At 59.7% G+C, this 18,434-nt stretch carries 14 protein-coding genes and 1 tRNA gene; 13 read left to right on the forward strand and 2 right to left on the reverse strand.

The window, feature by feature from the left end; translation table 11 throughout:
- Nucleotides 1-124: 124 nt before the first annotated feature.
- On the forward strand, nucleotides 125-1,198 hold the full coding sequence (locus tag BUR94_RS13930) for a tartrate dehydrogenase (protein WP_074256799.1): 1,074 nt from the start codon (nucleotides 125-127) through the stop codon (nucleotides 1,196-1,198).
- A 266-nt stretch (nucleotides 1,199-1,464) separates the two neighbouring features.
- Nucleotides 1,465-1,539: transfer RNA gene (locus BUR94_RS13935), tRNA-Phe, on the forward strand.
- A gap of 66 nt (nucleotides 1,540-1,605) precedes the next feature.
- Here BUR94_RS13935 and BUR94_RS13940 read toward each other — a convergent pair.
- Nucleotides 1,606-2,655, reverse strand: a complete 1,050-nt coding sequence (locus BUR94_RS13940) for a tyrosine-type recombinase/integrase (RefSeq protein WP_217694051.1) — start codon at nucleotides 2,653-2,655, stop codon at nucleotides 1,606-1,608.
- Between the two features lie 141 nt (nucleotides 2,656-2,796).
- Entirely contained in the window at nucleotides 2,797-3,336 is a 540-nt protein-coding gene (locus BUR94_RS13945) for a hypothetical protein (RefSeq protein WP_139301285.1), read from the reverse strand.
- 125 nt (nucleotides 3,337-3,461) lie between these two features.
- Here BUR94_RS13945 and BUR94_RS13950 point away from each other — a divergent pair, with 125 nt between their 5' ends.
- The 11 genes from BUR94_RS13950 to gmd all read left to right on the forward strand — a co-directional run bounded on the left by BUR94_RS13950 (nucleotide 3,462) and on the right by gmd (nucleotide 18,361).
- Entirely contained in the window at nucleotides 3,462-3,710 is a 249-nt protein-coding gene (locus BUR94_RS13950; RefSeq protein ID WP_074256802.1) for a helix-turn-helix transcriptional regulator, read from the forward strand.
- Nucleotides 3,711-3,720: 10 nt separating this feature from the next.
- The gene (locus BUR94_RS21120) at nucleotides 3,721-4,242 is read left to right on the forward strand and encodes a helix-turn-helix domain-containing protein (protein WP_074256803.1); all 522 of its coding nucleotides are present in this window, start codon (nucleotides 3,721-3,723) and stop codon (nucleotides 4,240-4,242) included.
- Nucleotides 4,202-5,278 (forward strand): tyrosine-type recombinase/integrase, encoded by a 1,077-nt coding sequence (locus tag BUR94_RS13960; protein WP_074256804.1) that lies wholly within the window; start codon nucleotides 4,202-4,204, stop codon nucleotides 5,276-5,278. Before BUR94_RS21120 ends, BUR94_RS13960 begins: the two co-directional genes overlap by 41 nt.
- A 116-nt stretch (nucleotides 5,279-5,394) precedes the next feature.
- Nucleotides 5,395-7,416, forward strand: a complete 2,022-nt coding sequence (locus tag BUR94_RS13965; RefSeq protein WP_074256805.1) for a type I restriction-modification system subunit M — start codon at nucleotides 5,395-5,397, stop codon at nucleotides 7,414-7,416.
- 148 nt (nucleotides 7,417-7,564) lie between these two features.
- Complete coding sequence (locus tag BUR94_RS13970; RefSeq protein ID WP_074256806.1) at nucleotides 7,565-8,488, forward strand: Abi family protein; 924 nt, start codon at nucleotides 7,565-7,567, stop codon at nucleotides 8,486-8,488.
- Complete coding sequence (locus BUR94_RS13975; protein ID WP_074256807.1) at nucleotides 8,485-9,834, forward strand: restriction endonuclease subunit S; 1,350 nt, start codon at nucleotides 8,485-8,487, stop codon at nucleotides 9,832-9,834. The genes BUR94_RS13970 and BUR94_RS13975 overlap by 4 nt, the downstream gene beginning before the upstream one ends.
- Nucleotides 9,835-9,865: 31 nt before the next feature.
- Complete coding sequence (locus BUR94_RS13980; RefSeq protein ID WP_074257736.1) at nucleotides 9,866-12,100, forward strand: GmrSD restriction endonuclease domain-containing protein; 2,235 nt, start codon at nucleotides 9,866-9,868, stop codon at nucleotides 12,098-12,100.
- Nucleotides 12,093-12,509, forward strand: a complete 417-nt coding sequence (locus BUR94_RS13985) for a hypothetical protein (RefSeq protein WP_074256808.1) — start codon at nucleotides 12,093-12,095, stop codon at nucleotides 12,507-12,509. The genes BUR94_RS13980 and BUR94_RS13985 overlap by 8 nt, the downstream gene beginning before the upstream one ends.
- The gene (locus tag BUR94_RS13990) at nucleotides 12,506-15,469 is read left to right on the forward strand and encodes a type I restriction endonuclease subunit R (RefSeq protein ID WP_074256809.1); all 2,964 of its coding nucleotides are present in this window, start codon (nucleotides 12,506-12,508) and stop codon (nucleotides 15,467-15,469) included. The genes BUR94_RS13985 and BUR94_RS13990 overlap by 4 nt, the downstream gene beginning before the upstream one ends.
- 508 nt (nucleotides 15,470-15,977) lie before the next feature.
- Complete coding sequence (locus tag BUR94_RS13995) at nucleotides 15,978-17,246, forward strand: WcaI family glycosyltransferase (protein WP_245794470.1); 1,269 nt, start codon at nucleotides 15,978-15,980, stop codon at nucleotides 17,244-17,246.
- A complete protein-coding gene (gene gmd / locus BUR94_RS14000) occupies nucleotides 17,243-18,361 on the forward strand; it encodes a GDP-mannose 4,6-dehydratase (protein WP_074256811.1) in 1,119 nt (372 codons plus the stop codon). The genes BUR94_RS13995 and gmd overlap by 4 nt, the downstream gene beginning before the upstream one ends.
- Nucleotides 18,362-18,434: the final 73 nt, after the last annotated feature.

The raw sequence follows: 18,434 nt of genomic DNA on the forward strand, positions 1-18,434 counted from the left end.
CTTCCAGATACCTTCCCGCAAAACCCCGAGGAGAGGCGTTGGAGGATTTCCCGCCATGTCTGTCAGCCAACTGGACCCCGCCGGGGGCTCCGGGTCACAAGCCGAACGGCAAGGGAGCAACCCATTGAGAACCTACAAGATCGCTTCCATTCCGGCCGATGGCATCGGCCCCGAGGTCATCGCCGCCGGCCTGCAGGCGCTCGAAGCCCTGGCCCGGCGCGACGGCGGCTTCGAGCTCGACGTGACCGAGTTCGACTGGTCGTCGGAGCGCTACCGCAAGACCGGCGCGCTGATGCCCGAAGACGGCCGGGACCAGATCAAGGATTTCGACGCCATCTTCTTCGGAGCCGTCGGCGCCCCCGACATACCGGATCACGTCACCCTCTGGGGCCTGCGCCTGCCGCTCTGCCAGGGTTTCGACCAATACGCCAACGTGCGCCCCACCAAGATCCTGCCCGGCATCACCTCGCCGCTGGCAGGTGTCGGCCCCGGCGACCTGGACTGGGTAATCGTCCGCGAGAACTCCGAAGGCGAGTATTCCGGCATCGGCGGCCGGGCCCACAGGGGTCTGCCCGAGGAGGTGGCGACCGAAGTGTCGATCTTCACCCGCGTCGGCGTGGAGCGGATCATGCGCTACGCCTTCAAGCCCGCCCAGTCCCGCCCGCGCAAGCTGCTGACGGTGGTGACCAAGTCCAACGCCCAGCGCCACGGCATGGTGATGTGGGACGAGATCGCTGCCGAGGTCGGCAAGGATTTCCCCGATGTGACCTGGGACAAGATGCTGGTCGACGCGATGACCGTGCGGATGGTCAAGAGCCCCCGCTCGCTCGACACCATCGTGGCCACCAACCTGCACGCCGACATCCTGAGCGACCTCGCCGGTGCGCTGGCCGGGTCTCTCGGCGTGGCGCCCACCGGCAACATCGACCCCGAGCGCCGCTACCCCTCGATGTTCGAGCCGATCCACGGCTCGGCCTTCGACATCACCGGCAAGGGCATCGCCAACCCCGTGGCCACGTTCTGGACCGCAAGCCAGATGCTCGAGCACCTGGGCGAGGCCGATGCCGCCCGCCGCCTGATGCGGGCGGTGGAGAAGGTCTGCGCCGATGGCATCCTCACGCCCGACGTGGGCGGCGATGCGACCACCCGGCAGGTGACCGACGCGGTCTGCGAAGCGATCCGCGGCGAGAACATCTGAGGCAGGCCATGGGCGCCGCTGAGGCATCGGCGCCGGTGTGCTGGCCGGCCCGCATGTCTTGCCGGCCGCCTTGGGCAGGCACACCCGCAGCATGGCGCCCACGCGCCCCCCTCACTGCCTCTGTCCGGGTCGTCGCACTCTGCGCCGCGCCGCGCCTGCCGCCCCTTCGCCGCCCCGTGCAAAAAGTTTCAAAAACCCGTCTTGCCATCCTCCGACATTGCTCCTAGAAACGCGCGACCCTGGGAGCAGGCAACCGCTCCCCCCGTGCCCGGGTAGCTCAGGGGTAGAGCAGTGGATTGAAAATCCTCGTGTCGGTGGTTCGATTCCGCCCCCGGGCACCATAAAAATCAAATACTTAGAGCCAATCCAGCGTATGGCATGAGGGCGCGCGTGTAATTTATGTGTAATCAGGCCGAACTTTTCGGCTTTAACTTGCGGATGTTGTCGTCGTAGGTGCCGCTGACCCGCCCTTCCAACCGATCCATGGCCGCCTCGATGTGGGACCCGCTTTGATGCGCGTAGCGGGCAACCATGGACAAGGTCTTGTGACCAGATATGCGCTGCACAGTGGGTAGATCGACCCCGGCCTGCACCAAATGCGTCACCGCCGTATGGCGAAGTGTGTGAGGGGTGATCTGGTCGGGATCGAGGCCAGCTCGCTCAGCGGAGCGGCGAAACGCCTTGCGGATCGTGTGGACGTGGCCGGTTGCGCTTCCCAGAGAAGGGAACAGCCATTCGCAGCCAGGCGGCAACATCTCCATGCGTTTTCTAAGATAGTCGGCCAATTCACGCGTGATCGGCTGCTCACGAGACCCCGCTTTGGCCCGCGGAACCCAGATCACCCGCTTCCCGACGTCGACGTCTTCGCGACGGATCTTGAGAATTTCCGCGTGGCGCATCCCAGTGTGAAGTCCAACCATGACGAAGGCGTGGACGTTTTCGTTGTGATCTGAAGCTGCGGCGTCCAACAACGCAACGCACTGATCATCCGTCAGGTACACGATCCGCTGGTTATCTTCTTTGAAGCGATTGATCCTGACCGACTTGCTTTTTATCCACTTCCACTCGACCGCCTGGTTCAGCAGGTGTGAAAGTGTGGCCAAGTCTCGGTTCACGGTAGCCTTTGCTGCGCCCGCGGAGCGGCGGGCCTTCTTGTAGCGTTCAACGTCGAAGGACTCGATGGCACTCAAGGGCTTGGCGGCAAGAAACGGCACCAAGTGCTGCCTTAACTGACGCTCTTTGATGTCTATGTTCTTTCCGTCGCTATCCCGAAGCCTCTGTACGTAGCGGTCTGCTGCCTCTTCGAAGCTCAGAGGAGTTTTGCGCCCCTCGGGCAACTCCAATCGCTGACGCCTTGCATCAGTTCTGGCTTGGGCGATGAAATCTTCCGCCTGCTGCCTCGTCACACCCTCGGACTCTCTCCCGATCACGCGGTGAATGCGCCGACGGTCGACCATGATGTTGACGGAATAGACTCCGTCGCCGTTTCCATCCCGTCGAAATGTGATCCCGTGCTCCGAAATGGAAGCCCCTCGCTGGAGAGAACGGATCGCAGGACGTGTGAGCTTTGAGAAGCGAATAGGCATTCCAATGAACCTCTAGAACGGAATCTCGTCGTCGATGTCTCTACTGGGTGGCGGCTCACCAACATCGGGAAGAACGTCCTGTTTCTTCTCGCCCATCGCGACCGCAACTAGGTCCTCCCAATGTTCGTCAACTCGCTCCCTCACGATGGCGTCCAAACTGATGCTGAAATCCCAATCGTTCCCCCGCCAACGACCGCGCCAGAAATGCCCATTCTCTTCGATCAGCGCCCAAATGTGTTGCTCTTCGAAGGTCAACAACTCAGGAGCAACAATTCCGAGCGATACCAAACGCTGGCTCTCGCGGACGTGCCAAAGTACATCGGCGCGTTCTCCGAACGTATTCGGCTCATCAAAATCAGAGTTGCGCCACTTGTTGATGACCTGCGTCTGAATGTGTTCGGCCAAAGTCGCTTCAATGAATGATGACTTGGTTCGTCGCTGGGAGCGAGCCGCCAACTCGCACAAGTAGTTCAGGCGCGGATCGAGCCGAATCGAGACCGTCTCGGTCCTGCCCAGCTTGGAACCTGCCCCCTTCGGAACCTTGATCGCCATGATGTCCTCGTGTCGAAACGTTCTGTAATGATCCATTTTGCACGGTTCGTATTGAGTTTCAATACATGTCTTGCCCTTCTTGTCGTGTGCTGACCGAAGAACCCTGTTGAGCAAGGAACCAGGCCATGAAAATCGACACTGACACGCAGCGGGTTTTCATCCACCCGGACGGACGCATGGATCGCAAGAACGCGGCCCGCTACCTTGGCTGCTCGCCGAAAACGCTCGCTGATTGGGCGATGAAGGGCCAAGGACCGCAGTACGTTCTGTTGGGCGGACGCGCTTTCTACTTCCTCGAAGACCTGCAATCCTGGATCGCCGCCGCCCCTCGCCTCGCCGGAACCGGCGGGCGGGATGCGCGGTCGAGCGACTAGGGCTGAGAGGATGCCGGGAGCAAAGAACCCGGACCGCAGGCGTATCCGCATCAGGCGTACCTACTCGGTGCCTGAAGTCGCGGCGCTTCTCGACGTTCACGTTCACACCGTTCGCCGGTGGCTCAAGGACGGGTTGGGTGCGATTGATGGCCGGAGCCCAACCCTGATCCACGGCGCGGAACTTCGCGGGTTTCTGGATGCCCGCGCCGAAGGCAGGAAGCAAAAGTGCGGCCCCGACGAGATGTTCTGCCTTTCATGCCGTGCACCGCGCCTGCCAATCCTGGGCTCCGTCTACATTGCCGACCTCAACGAGAAAACGGTTCGCCTGGCTGGGGTGTGCTGCACATGTGACAGGAAAATCTGCCGCGCAGGGAGCGCTTCACGACTGCAAGAATACACCGCGTCATTCGGGCCACTCCAGAGGCGGAACCCAAGCCTAAAGGGGAGCAGCATTCCCCTCTTGGATCGTGACTCAAAGGAGCAAGACGAAAATGGAAAAGTTCAACGCGGAAAACGAACGGATCAAGCGTGACTACGCTGAGTTCCTGCGCGAAGCGGATCAGAAGTCTGAATCGACCGTGCGCGGGATCGAAAAGGCGATCCTGCGCTTCGAGGAGTACACGAGTTACTGCGACTTTGGACGCTTCAATCGCGATCAGGCAAGAGGTTTCAGGGCGTCGCTGTCCGCCCCTTCCGACGAAAGCAAACGCTTAGGAAACTTGACCATTCTTTCGACCTTGAAAGCGGTGCAACGGTTCTTCCGGTGGCTGTCAGTGCAGCCCGGCTTCAAATCCAAAATCGACACCAACTCTATCGCCTACTTCAACCTCTCCGAAAAAGACATCCGCGCGGCGACTTCTTCGCCTTCGAAGCCCTCGCCGACCATGGATCAATTGAAGCGCGCATTGGCTTCGATGCCTTCTGAGACCATTTTGCATAGGCGTGATCGTGCTGTCTTTGCCCTTCTCATGATGACCGGCATCCGTGACAATGCAGCCGCGTCCTTGCTGCTAGGCCATGTCGACATCGACCGGCAGATGATCGTCCAAGACCCCAAAACCGTCCGCACTAAGAACAGCAAGCTGATCGAGTCCGTGCTGTTGCCGCTTGGGCCCGAGATTGAAGGCGTTCTGTTCTCTTGGGTTCGATACCTTCGCGGCGAACTTCGGTGGCAGCCTGACGATCCCCTCTTCCCTCAATCCCGGCATCGGATCGACCCTCAAAGAGGACCGGTAGTGGACGGCATAAAGCGTCAGGTCTGGTCAAACTCCCAGCCTATTCGGCAAATATTCATGCGTGCATTTGCGAGTGCTGACTTGCCTTACTTCACACCGCACCGTGTACGGAATACCGTCGTCGAGTATGCGTACCTCACTTGCCGGACGCCCGAGGAGTTCAAAGCGTTCAGCCAGAACCTCGGTCATGAGAGCGTCGTCACGACCCTGTCGAGTTACGGGCAGATCCCCTTGGCGAGGCAACGGGAGCTGATACGCAACGCGGGGAAAAGTAAGGACCTGGACGCAAAGCTGGAACTCTTACTGGAGAAACTGGAACGAGACGAAAGATAGAAATCCGTCCGATGCGCTACCTTGGATAGAAGGAAATCATCATGCTAGCGTGCGCCCCAAGCGCTGGCGGGTAGAATCTCGCAGAAATTAGAGAAAGTCGGGGCAGAGCAGTTTCCATGAGCACGGATATCAAGTCACTCGAGTCGTTCGTCTGGTCCATCGCTGAACTTCTTCGCGGCGACTTCAAGCAGTCCGAGTATGGCAAGGTCATCCTGCCCTTTGTCGTGCTGCGCCGACTCGACTGCATCCTTGAAGAGACCCAACCCGCCGTCCTCGACATGGCAGGCAACCTGCCCGACGACATGGACGACGATGCCCGCGACTCCCTGCTCTCAGGTGTCGTCGGTCAAGACATCCGCCTCTACAACCTGTCCCGCTTCACCTTCGCATCGCTCAAGGGGCAGGACGCCAAGGACATCCACAAGAACCTGATCGACTACATCACCAAGTTCTCGGGCAACGTCCGCGACATCTTCCTCGACAAATTCCTGTTCACCGACCAACTCAAGCGGCTGAACGACGCCGGTCTGCTCTATCAAGTGTTCGACAAGTTCACCCAGATCGACCTGCACCCGAACGCCATCTCGAACCTTGAGATGGGGTATCTGTTCGAAGACCTGATCCGCCGGTTCTCGGAAATCTCGAACGAGACCGCGGGCGAACACTACACCCCGCGCGAGGTCATTCGCCTGATCGTCTCGCTGCTGCTGATCAACGATAAGGACGCGTTGACCGGGTCGGGTGTCATCCGCCAAGTCTATGACCCCGCCGCGGGCACGGGCGGGATGCTGTCCATCGCCGAGATGGAGATGAAGGCGCTGAACGACCGCATCCGCGTCGAACTCTTCGGGCAGGAACTCAACCCGGAGTCTTTCGCAATCTGTAAGTCCGACATGCTGGTGACCGGGCATAACCCCGAGAACATCGCCTTCGGAAACACGCTGACCCAAGACGCCCACGCCAACAAACGCTTCCACTACATGCTGTCCAATCCTCCCTACGGCGTGGACTGGAAGAAATACGCCGACCCGATCAAGGACGAGGCAGCAGAGCAGGGCATGTCCGGTCGTTTCGGCGCGGGTCTGCCCCGCATCTCTGACGGGCAGCTCCTGTTCCTGCAACACATGATCTCCAAGATGCGCAATGACGAACAAGGCTCGCGCATTGGCATTGTCATGAACGGCTCGCCGCTGTTCACCGGCGGGGCCGGGTCAGGCGAAAGCGAGATCCGGCGCTGGATGCTGGAAAACGACTGGGTCGAGGCGATTATCGCGCTGCCGACCGACCTTTTCTACAACACCGGCATTCAGACCTATGTCTGGCTGCTTACCAACCGCAAGGACACGGCGCGGCGTGGCAAGGTGCAACTGATCGATGCCAGTGGGGAACGCTTCTGGAAATCCATGCGGAAATCCCTTGGGTCCAAGCGTCGGGAAATCCCCGAAGATGGCACCGAAGAGATCGCGCGCATCTACCACGACATGCTGAACGGCAATTCGGGCTGGGAGGATGTGTCGAAAATCTTCAACACGACCGGCTTCGGCTACCGCGAAATCCGCGTCGAACGCCCGCTGAAACTCGCCTTTGCGGTGACGCCCGAGGCGTTGGAAGCGCTGCGCGAGGCGAAACCGTTCCAGAAACTTGACGCAGACGACCAGACCCGCGTTCTGGACGCCTTGCAGGATCACTTGCCCGGCGATGAGCGCTGGGCCTGTCGCGACGACTTCGACAAGGCGTTCTCCGCCGCCCTTCGCAGCAGCGGCGTCAAGATCGGTGCGCCGGTGCGCAAGGCAATCCTGTCCGCATTGTCGGAACGCGACGAAGATGCCGAGGTCTGCACCGACAAAAAGGGCAATCCCGAACCCGACACCGATCTGCGCGATCACGAACTGGTGCCCTTGGGCGAGGACTGGCGCGCCTATGTGCAGCGCGAGGTTTTGCCCTTTGTTCCTGACGCTTGGGTGGATGAAACCCACACCGACGCGACGGACGGCGGTGTGGGGCGTGTGGGCTATGAAATCAACTTCAACCGCTACTTCTACAAATACGTGCCCCCAAGACAGCTCGAAGAAATCGACGCCGAGTTGAAGGCGCTGGAAGCCGAGATCGCAGGTCTGTTGCAGGAGGTGGTCGAGTGATTTTTTGCCTGTTCCTCGCGGTTCCTTCTTGTTTCTCTATGTTCCTTGGCATACCTACTGGGTCAACAAGACCCGCCACGCCTCGGGCAGAGCTTCGGCTTTGTACTGCGCACCCCGGCGGGTTACTTGTTTTTGGGGTGGGCAAAATATGAAGTTTGCCAAACCCGCTATATCCGTAGATGACCAGCTCGACCTGTTGAAACAGCGCGGCATGACCGTGCCGGACGAGGTGCGCGCGCGGCATTACCTCCAACATATCTCCTACTACCGGCTGCGCGCCTACTGGCTTCCGTTTGAGGGCGCAAAGCAAGGCGATGCGCATTGCTTCAAGGATGACACGTCATTTGACGATGTGCTGTCGCTCTATGTCTTCGACCGACAGCTCCGCCTTTTGGTCATGGACGCTGTTGAGCGGGTCGAGGTGGCGATCCGTGCCTCCTGGGCGCATCACATGGCCATGTCGCACGGGCCGCACGGATACTTGGACCAGCAGCACTATTCGAAAGTGCGCCACCATGCGTCGATGGTGGACAGTCTGACCAAAGAGTTCGACCGCTCGCGGGACACCTTTGCAGAGCATTACCGCACGAAATACACCGACCCCACCTTGCCGCCCGTCTGGATGGCGGCAGAGCTTATGTCCTTTGGTTTGCTGTCCAAGTTCTACGGCGGGCTGAAATCCCGGGCGGAGCGTCAGGCCATCGCCAAGCCGCTAGGGCTGGACGAAAAGGTGCTGACCTCTTTCGCGCACCACATGAGCCATGTCCGCAACATCTGCGCCCACCACGGGCGGCTGTGGAACCGACGGTTTACGATTCAGATGATCGTCCCGCGCTACCCGGCGCGGCTGGCCATCGCGATGAAGGGGGCGGACTCCCGAAACATCCACAACACCTTGGTGACACTGGATCAGATGCTGCGGATCGTTGCACCGGGGACAACGTGGTGCGACCGGGTCCTCCTGCTGATGGCAGAGTGTGCTTTTGCCAATCCGCAAGCGATGGGGTTCCCCGAAGGTTGGGAACAACAGCCGATTTGGAAAGCAGGACAAGTTCAGGAGGTGGGCCAGTGAGTACCGACAGTTCGCGGTTCGCCAAACCAGCTTGGGCATCGGGTCTTCCAAGCGACTGGCAGGTACTGCCGATCAAAAAGATCGTCTCAACGCCGATCACAGATGGTCCCCACGAGACACCCGACTTTCTTGATGAAGGCGTCATATTCATCTCCGCTGAGGCGATACAGGATGGTAAGATCGACTTTGCCCGGCGGCGGGGGTTCATCTCTGAGGCAGACAATCGCCGTTACTCGCGCAAGTATTCCCCTGAGACTGGCGACATTTATGTTGTGAAATCTGGTGCGACGACCGGCAAGTCAGCGATGGTTGGCGAAAATGCAGACTTTAATATTTGGTCGCCGCTTGCAGTTATCCGCTCGAAATCGTCGATGGACAGTCGCTTTGTGCTGCACACGATCCGCAGTCAGATCGTTCAATACGCGATTGCTATAAATTGGTCGTGGGGAACTCAGCAGAACATCGGAATGGGTGCTCTTGGAAGGATCCAAGTGCCTATCCCCGACCTCGCGACCCAACGCCAGATTGCCAACTTTCTGGACCGTGAGACCGCAAGAATAGGCCTGCTGATCGAGAAACGTGAGAAGTTCGCCTCCCTCGTTGCAGAAGCACGGGACTCGCTGGTGGCGACGATGATCTGCGGCGAAAGTTCCGAGAAGTTGGATACGACACGGAACGACTGGACCGACGCGCGCCCTGAGAATTGGAAAAGCGAAAGGGCAAAGATTTATTTCCGCGAACGGATCGAAAAAAGCGTGGATGGGTCTGAGGAACTCCTAACCGTGTCGCACATTACAGGCGTCACAACGCGTGCCGAAAAAGACGTGAACATGTTTCTCGCCGAGAGCAATAAGGGATACAAGATCGTTCATCCCGGCGACATTGTGATCAACACGATGTGGGGTTGGATGGGCGCTATGGGCGTCAGTTCCCATCACGGCATCATCAGTCCATCATATGGTGTCTACCGCCCAACTTCGGATGCATTTGATCGCGACTATCTGGATTTGATGCTGCGTTCAAAACCGTTCGTCGCCGAAGTAACGAGGCGTAGCAAGGGCATCCATTCCTCGCGTCTTCGTATCTATCCCGATGCCTTTTTGGATATGCGGCTACCCGTGCCGCCGCGCGATGAACAATTCGCCATCCTCGCAGAACTTCGTCGTCGAACAGAACGTGAGAACGCGCTTCTGGCGAAGAATGAACAGGCGTCAGCGTTGCTCAAAGAATACCGCTCCGCCCTGATCACCGCCGCTGTCACGGGTCAGATCGACGTGACGACCTACACCAAATCCGGCACCCCCGACCGCCGCCTCGACGCCATCCAAGAGGAGATGGGCGCGTGATTTCCATTCTGTATTGCAACGAGTTGACCTCATGAGAGACGCCCAAAAACCCAACCAGTTCACCCTGAACAACTTGCTGTCGCGTCTCAAAGAGGGTCGTTTTGTCGTCCCAGACTTTCAGCGTGAGTTCGAGTGGAAACCTTGGGATATCTCGGATCTGATGCGGTCAATCTTCCTCGACTACTACGTCGGCAGTCTGCTGCTGTGGAAAGGCAAGGAAGAGAACTTCGACGCCCTCGCTTGCGAACCGATCTATGGTCACACCGGCGCTGGATCATCCGAACACATCGTTCTCGACGGACAGCAGCGCCTGACCGCTCTCTACTATGCCTGTGTCGCGCCTGATGTGCCTCTGCCAGACCGTGCCAACCGCGCGATCTACTTCATCCGCGTCGACCGGTTCATGCGTGAAGAATACGACGACGCGTTCAGTTACGACTGGAAGACCAAACGTCTTGAGAAACTGACCCAAGATCCATCGATCCAGTACGAAGAGCACATCTTTCCGCTTTCTGTGATCGGCGCTGGCGGGTGGGCGATGCCGACTTGGGTTCAGGGATATATGAAGCATTGGCAGGAAAAGACTGCCGAGGCGCGAGAACTGGGCAACGATGAAGACGCCGAGCTGTTCCAAGTTCATGCCGACAACGCCGAGAAGTTTGGCGAAGAACTCAAAAGTCTGACCGAGCAATACCAGTTGTCCTACATCGAACTCGACAAGGATCTGGGGTTGGACAAAATCTGCGATATCTTCACCCAGATCAACAGCAAGGGCGTGCGGTTGGACGTGTTCGACCTGCTCAACGCCTTGCTGAAACCTCGCGACCTGCAACTCAAGTTCATGTGGCGCAAGGCGCGCGGGCGTCTGGAGTTCGTCGATAGTTCGAAACTGAACGTCTACATCTTGCAGGTCATGTCGATCCTGAAGCAGGCATACTGCTCACCCAAGTATCTGTATTATCTCATGCCGGGGCACCAAAAGACGATCCGCACCCCAGATGGGAAGACCGAGAAAGAGGTGCTGGTTCACACTACCGATGAGTTCGTCGCGCTGTGGGACACGTCCGTGACGGCGTTGGAGCGCGCGATCAAGATGCTGCGCCATCCGCAAGAGTTTGGTGTCACATCGTCAAAGTATCTGCCCTACGTGTCGATCCTTCCCGCGTTCTCGTCGTTGCAGGAACATGTCCGCACATTGCCGGCAGACAGACGCCTCGACGGTCAACGCAAGGTCCGGTTTTGGTATTGGGCGGCGATCTTCACGTCACGATATTCTGGATCAGTCGAGTCAACGGCAGCGCGTGACTTCCAGAACGTGAAATCGTGGATCGATGACGACAGCAAGGAACCGCCACTGATTCAAGAGTTCAAGACCCGGTTCAAGAACCTCGAACTGCGTCGTGAGACCAAATACGGGTCGTCGATCTACAACGGCATCTTCAACCTGCTTGTGTTGAACGGTGCGCGCGACTGGATCACGGGCAACATCCCTGAGAACGAACTGCTGGATGATCATCACATCGTTCCAGCGTCTTGGGGCGATGCCAATCTGCAAGATCGATCGGTGCATTCGATCCTAAACCGAACGCCCTTGCTCGATGAGACGAACCGACATGTGATCCGGGATAAATTGCCTAACGCCTACTTGCCGGAACTGATCGCCAAGAACGGGGAAAGTCGTGTTCGTGCGATCTTGGAGAGTCACCTGATTTCGCCTGCTGCCTTCGACATTCTAATGAGAGAGGGCTTTTCGGCGTCGGACTTCGAAGAGTTCATCAACGAACGCCAAAGAACCTGCGTCGAGGCGATTGAGTCTCTGCTGATCAAAGAACGACTCGACCTATCCCCAGACCTCCGCGATCTGGACGAACGTATCGAGATTGCCGAACTGTCACTGCGCGCGAAGATCGAAACCGCCCTGTCCGCGCAGGAGGACGTGTTCCCGCAACATGTGATGGAGAAGGTTCGGCAAAGACTGAACCGAGCGCAGCGCAAGAACCCCGCGTTCGACAAAGACTACTATGCGACCATGGGCGGGATGCTTGAGTTCTGCGACCTGCAAGAACTCAAGGATATCATCCTTGCGAAGGCGAACTGGCAAGAATTCGTCGGCATCTACAATTCGAAAGAAGATCTATCAAAACGGGTCGATCAACTTGCAGAAATCCGAAACGGAATCCGACACAGCAGGACAATCGATGCGGTTTCAAGAAAAGACGGTGAGGCGGCACTGACGTGGTTTGAGGCCGTGAACAAAAATGTCTGATCACAACCCCACCATCGCCGACCTCAAAGCGTTCATCCGCGCCCAACTCAACGCCAACTGCGATCCCGTGCCGCCAAAGACCGCGACCAGCCAGCAAAAGCACCTCACTGTCTGGACAACGCGCGACAAACGCCGCCCCATAGGTCTCGAATTCGGTCACGATGAAATCGTGAACCTCTGGATCGTCAGCATGAATGCACCTCCAAAACTTCCTGACACGGTCAAGGTCACGAAGAAGGTGTGGAAGGGATCTGGGTGGCGAGACAAGGACCCCTCACCCGGCGAGAAGTCAAAAGGCGCGAACAGTAATCTCAAACCCTTTGAAGTTTTCAACACCCGCCCGATCACCCGTCTCGGTATTCAATCCATCGACGACGCGCGGGCGATCTTGGAGCATCTGTTCGCATGACCGACACCCACACCATTGCCGACATTCATCAGGAAAAGGTCTTTGAGGCGCATATCGTCGCCTGCCTGACCGGCGAACAGGGATACATCGAGCGCGACCGCCCGTCCCATTATGACGTGGCCCATGCGCTCGACCCCGAACTGCTGTTCCGCTTTCTGAAAGACACGCAACCCGAGGCGTGGCAGGTGCTGGAAGATCATTACAGCGCGCAGGCCGAAGCGGAGGTTTTGAAACGTCTCGACAAGGCGCTGAAAGACAACCCGACCCATGTCGTGCTGCGCGAGGGCATCAAACTGGTGCCGAACATCCGCTTCGCACTGTGCTTCTTCAAACCTGCGTCGAACCTGAACCCCGATCTAACACGCCTCTACGAAGCGAACATCCTGTCCGTGATGCGCCAGGTGACCTATTCGGCAAAGAACAAAAACGCGATCGATCTGGTGACCTTCATCAACGGCATCCCGGTTGCGACGCTTGAAGTGAAGAACTTGCTGACCGGGCAGAACGTCAAACACGCCGAGCAGCAGTATCGGCAAGACCGATCTCCCGCTGGCGAACCGCTGCTGACCTTCAAACGCGGTGCCATCGTCCATTTCGCGGTGGATCAGGACAATGTGTCGATGACGACGCGCCTGATGAACGGCAAGACGCGGTTCCTGCCCTTCAACCGTGGACGCGACGGCGGTGCCGGAAACCCCGATGTGACGGGCGAGAACCGTGTCGCCTATCTCTACAAAGATCTGCCCGAGGCGAAGGCGGTGTTCTCGCGCGAGGTGCTCTTAGATCTGATCGGACGGTTCATCCACCTTGAACGCTCAGGCGGCAAAGAGGTGCTGATCTTCCCTCGGTTTCAGCAGTTCGACGCCGTGCGCAAACTGCTGTCGGATGCGCGATCCAAGGGCGCGGGACAGAACTACCTGATCCAGCACAGTGCCGGGTCGGGCAAGTCGAACACAATCGCCTGGACCGCCCACCAGATCATCAACCTGCATGACGAGAACGACCAACCGCTCTTCGACACGGCGATCATCGTGACCGATCGCTTGGTGCTGGACCGGCAGTTGCAGAACACCATCGGCGGGTTCGCCCAAACCGAGGGCGTGGTGAAGAAGATCGATGGCACGTCCCGCGATCTGAAAGACGCGATCCTGAAAGGCGCGCGGATCATCATCACAACGATCCAGAAGTTCGGCACCGAGCATCTTGCGACGATCTCGGGTCAGGGAGGCAGGAACTTCGCGGTGATCATCGACGAGGCGCATTCGTCCCAATCCGGCAAGGCGGCACAGGCGATGAGCGATGCGCTGACCCGCGATGCCACCAGTTCCGATGATATTGAGGACATGGTTCTCGCGTTTCAGAAGGCGCGTGGACCGCAGAAGAACATCTCGTTCCTCGCCTTCACTGCGACACCGCGAAACGTGACGCTGGAAAGGTTCGGTCGCATCGGGGCAGACGGCAAACCGCACCCGTTCCACCTCTATTCGATGCGTCAGGCAATCGAGGAAGGGTTCATTCTGGACGTGCTCCAGAACTACATGACCTACAAGGCATATTACCAACTTGAAAAGACCATCGAAGACGACCCTGCCTTCAAGGGACGCAAGGCACAGTCGCGTGTCGCGCGTTATGCCTCGCTGCATCCGACCGCCATCGATCAGAAGGTTGAGGTGATCGTCGAACACTTCCGCCGTCACGTTGCCGAGGAACTGGGCGGCAAGGCGAAGGCGATGATCGTGACCCAGAGTCGCGAACATGCCCTGCGTTACTGGCAACAACTGACCCGCTACATCGCAGACAAGGGATACACCGATCTGAAGGCTTTGGTGGCGTTCTCTGGCGATTTGAACATCGATGGCAATGTCTGGACCGAGGCGACCGCAAACGGGTTCGCCGAAACCGAACTGCCGAAGAAGTTCGACACCGACGAGTTCCAGATCCTTGTCGTCGCCGAGAAATACCAGACCGGTTTCGACCAACCGAAACTCGTCGCGATGTATGTGGACAAGAAACTTGCCGGGTTGCAGGCAGTGCAGACGCTCGCTCGGTTGAACCGGACGCATCCCGGCAAGATCCGAACCTGCGTTCTCGACTTCCAGAATACGATGGAAGACGTGAAAGAGGCGTTCGCGCCCTTCTTCGAGGCGACCGCACTCGAAGAACGCACCGATCTGAACCAAATCTATGATCTAGAACAGCGCATTTCGTCTTCGACCTACATCCACAAAGACGAAGTCGAACGGTTCGCCGCCCAGTTCTTCAAGGGCGATCTGACGACGCAAGACCGCCTCAAGTTGGAGGGTATTGTCCGCGAGGCGGTGGAGCGGTTTGTCCTGGACGAAGACGAGGCACAGCAGGAAGAGTTCCGGCAACTCCTGAAGAGTTTCCAGCGGTTCTACGCCTTCGTGGCGCAGGTGTTGTCGCTCAACGATACGTGGTTAGAGAAACTCTACGCCTACACATCGTGGTTGTCACGCCTGCTGCCGTCGCGCGATGTGCCTGCCGATATCAAGATCACCGACGACATGTTGAACCTGTCCGCGTTCAAGCTGCAGAAGGGCGAGGAAGGCAGCGCTTCGTTGAACGCGGGCGAGACCCGAACGCTCGACCCGATCACCGAGTTCGGCGCAAACCCATACACCGAGGAGGAAGAGAGATCGCTGTCCGAGATCATCGACTCGTTCAATGAACGGCATGGCACCCAGTTCTCGCGTGAAGACTTCCTGCGCTTCGAACGGGTCACTCGCGATATCATGGACGAAGAGATGACCGAGATGGTCAAAAACAACCCGGCAGATGTGGTCTACAACGCGTTCTCGCAGGCGTTCTTCCAAGGCATGGTCAGGGCGTTCCAGCAAGACAACGAGATGCGCAACATCGTCATGACAGACAAGGACGCGCGAGACCAAGCGACGCGGCACTTCTTCAAGCGAGCGCAGAGGCAGGCACGCGATGGGTGACGCTGCTGCAATCCGGGACAGAACAAGTCCGTGGAGAACGACCGAGTGTAATTTGTGTGTAATGCTTACCGGAAAGTTCCGGGATTGTTCAGACGCAGATCGATGATTGGCACACCAGAAGGCCCGAAAATTTGGCGACTTTCCAATCCGTTCCGAGTTGCCTAGACCAGCCCTCACAAACCAGTACGAAAATTGAAAATCCTCGTGTCGGTGGTTCGATTCCGCCCCCGGGCACCATCCTTCTCCCCGGCATCTCCCACCCCTTGACGGCAAGGCTTTGAGAAGACCCTGGCCGTCGGATTGCCTGGCGGTCGTCGACGGCCTCTTCACCTGTCCGGCCCTGTGGTGCGCGGATCCTTGCCTTGCGGGCAGAGGATTGCACTTGGCAAGCGCTGCAATGCAGCAATACTACTTGTGATTGAGTCCCGGTTCACCCCGAAGGCACGCCGCAGAGCGCGGAGGTTGCCGGGGGCGACCCCTGGTCCGGGCAATGTGCGATGAGGCTGTGGTGAAGATTCTGGTGGTGGGCATCAATTACGACCCGGAGATCATATCGACCGGCGTCTACACCACCGGCATGGCCGAGCAGATGGCGCGATTCGGGGCCGAGGTGCGGGTGGTCACGGCCAAGCCGCACTATCCGGCCTGGCGCGTGTTCGAAGGCTGGCGCGGCCCGACGTGGCGCCGTCGCCTGTCGCCGGACGGGGTGCGCATCGTCCACTGCCCGCTCTACGTGCCCCGCAGGCCCACGGGCGCGCGGCGGATCCTGCATCACCTCAGCTTCGCCCTCACAGCGCTGCCCGTTGCGGCCTGGCACGGCCTGGTCTGGCGGCCCGACGTCACGTTTGTTGCCGTGCCATCCATGCTCTCGGCGCCCGTGGCCTGGATCGCGGCCCGCGCGGCGGGCGGCAAGGCCTGGATGCACATCCAGGACTTCGAGGTCGAGGCCGCCTTCGCCACCGGCCTCCTGCGCGAGGGCAGCCGGGCCGGCCGCGCCGCCCTGGCCTTCGAGCGCTGGGTGCTGCGCCGGTTCGACAGGATCAGTTCGATCTCGCGGCCGATGCTGGCCAGGCTGCGCGACAAGCAGGTCGACGCGGCACGGGTGTACGAGCTGCGCAACTGGGCCAATATCGAGAAGGTCACCCCGCTCGAGCCGCCCTCTCCGATGAAGGCCGACCTCGGCATCGGCACCCGCCACGTGGCGCTCTATTCGGGCAACCTCGCCAACAAGCAGGGGCTCGACATCATTCCCCGGATCGCGCGGCAGCTCGCGGACCGCAGCGACCTGACCTTCGTCGTCTGTGGCGACGGCCCGATGCGGGCAACGCTGGTGGAGCAGTCGCAAGGTCTGACGAACATCCGCTTCCTGCCGCTTCAGCCCCTCGACCGTCTGAGCGATCTGCTGGGCATGGCAGATGTCCACCTGCTGCCGCAGATCGCCGGGGCGGCCGACCTGGTGCTGCCCTCCAAGCTGACCAACATGCTGGCCTCCGGGCGCCCGGTGCTGGCCACGGCAGAGCCCGGAACCGCATTGGCCGAGGAGGTCGAAGGCGCGGGCGTGCTCGTGCCGCCCGGCGATGCAGAGGCCGCCGCAAAGGCGCTCTCCGCCCTGCTCGATGACCCCGCCCGGCGCGCGCGGCTGGGCCGCGAGGCGCGCACCCGCGCGCTCCAGAGGTGGGACATGCAGGCCATCCTCGCCCGCCTGCGAGACGCCTTCCACGACCTGTCAGACAGCGCCCCCCTGCCGAGCCCCGAGACGAGGAGAATTGGCGAATGAAGAAAGCCCTCATCACCGGGATCACCGGCCAGGACGGCTCCTACCTGGCCGAGTTCCTGCTCGAAAAAGGCTACGAGGTGCATGGCATCAAGCGCCGTGCATCGCTCTTCAACACCCAGCGGGTCGATCACATCTACCAGGATCCCCATGTCGAGCATCAGCGGCTGAAGCTGCACTACGGCGACCTGACCGACACCTCCAACCTCACCCGCCTGCTGGCCGATATCGAGCCCGACGAGGTCTACAACCTCGGCGCCCAGTCCCACGTGGCGGTGAGCTTCGAAGCGCCGGAATACACCGCCGATGTGGATGCCATGGGCACGCTGCGCCTTCTGGAGGCGATCCGCTTCCTGGGCCTGGAAAGGAAGGCCCGCTTCTACCAGGCCTCCACCTCCGAGCTCTACGGGCTGGTGCAGGAAACGCCCCAGCGCGAGACCACGCCCTTCTACCCCCGCTCGCCCTACGCGGTGGCCAAGCTCTATGCCTACTGGATCACGGTGAACTACCGCGAGAGCTACGGGATCTATGCCTGCAACGGCATCCTCTTCAATCACGAGAGCCCGCGCCGCGGCGAAACCTTCGTGACCCGCAAGATCACCCGAGGCCTTGCCAACATCGCCATGGGCCTCGAGCCCTGCCTCTACATGGGCAACATCGACGCCCTGCGCGACTGGGGCCATGCAAAGGACTACGTGCGGATGCAGTGGATGATGCTGCAGCAGGATGAGGCCGAGGATTTCGTGATCGCCACCGGCAAGCAGTATTCGGTGCGCGAGTTCATCCGGTGGACGGCGGCGGAGCTGTCGATGGAGCTGGAGTTCTCCGGTGAGGGCGTCGAAGAGAGGGCGACGGTGGTGAAGGTCGACAACAACATGGCCCCGGCCGTGAAGCCCGGCGACGTGGTGATGCGCATCGACCCGCGCTACTTCCGCCCCGCCGAGGTGGAAACGCTCTTGGGCGCGCCGGAGAAGGCCCGGGAGAAACTCGGCTGGGTGCCGGAGATCACGGCGCAGGAGATGTGCACCGAGATGGTCTCCGAAGACCTGAAATCCGCCCGTCGAACCGCCCTGCTGAAGGCCCACGGGCTGGAACTGCCGGTCAGCCTGGAGGGGTGAGGAGATGGCGCTTCCACACGGTCTGACCTGCCCCTCACCGGCAGCGGGCGCTTCTGCGAAAGCCCGGTCCACC

Source organism: Vannielia litorea (assembly GCF_900142295.1).
Lineage (GTDB): Bacteria > Pseudomonadota > Alphaproteobacteria > Rhodobacterales > Rhodobacteraceae > Vannielia > Vannielia litorea.

Coding starts and splice junctions, on each gene's coding strand:
- BUR94_RS13940 (WP_217694051.1), bottom strand. CDS start 2,655: ATGGTCGACCGTCGGCGCATTCACCGCGTGATCGGGAGAGAGTCCGAG.
- BUR94_RS13945 (WP_139301285.1), bottom strand. CDS start 3,336: ATGGCGATCAAGGTTCCGAAGGGGGCAGGTTCCAAGCTGGGCAGGACC.
- BUR94_RS13950 (WP_074256802.1), top strand. CDS start 3,462: ATGAAAATCGACACTGACACGCAGCGGGTTTTCATCCACCCGGACGGA.
- BUR94_RS21120 (WP_074256803.1), top strand. CDS start 3,721: ATGCCGGGAGCAAAGAACCCGGACCGCAGGCGTATCCGCATCAGGCGT.
- BUR94_RS13960 (WP_074256804.1), top strand. CDS start 4,202: ATGGAAAAGTTCAACGCGGAAAACGAACGGATCAAGCGTGACTACGCT.
- BUR94_RS13965 (WP_074256805.1), top strand. CDS start 5,395: ATGAGCACGGATATCAAGTCACTCGAGTCGTTCGTCTGGTCCATCGCT.
- BUR94_RS13970 (WP_074256806.1), top strand. CDS start 7,565: ATGAAGTTTGCCAAACCCGCTATATCCGTAGATGACCAGCTCGACCTG.
- BUR94_RS13980 (WP_074257736.1), top strand. CDS start 9,866: ATGAGAGACGCCCAAAAACCCAACCAGTTCACCCTGAACAACTTGCTG.
- BUR94_RS13985 (WP_074256808.1), top strand. CDS start 12,093: ATGTCTGATCACAACCCCACCATCGCCGACCTCAAAGCGTTCATCCGC.
- BUR94_RS13990 (WP_074256809.1), top strand. CDS start 12,506: ATGACCGACACCCACACCATTGCCGACATTCATCAGGAAAAGGTCTTT.
- gmd (WP_074256811.1), top strand. CDS start 17,243: ATGAAGAAAGCCCTCATCACCGGGATCACCGGCCAGGACGGCTCCTAC.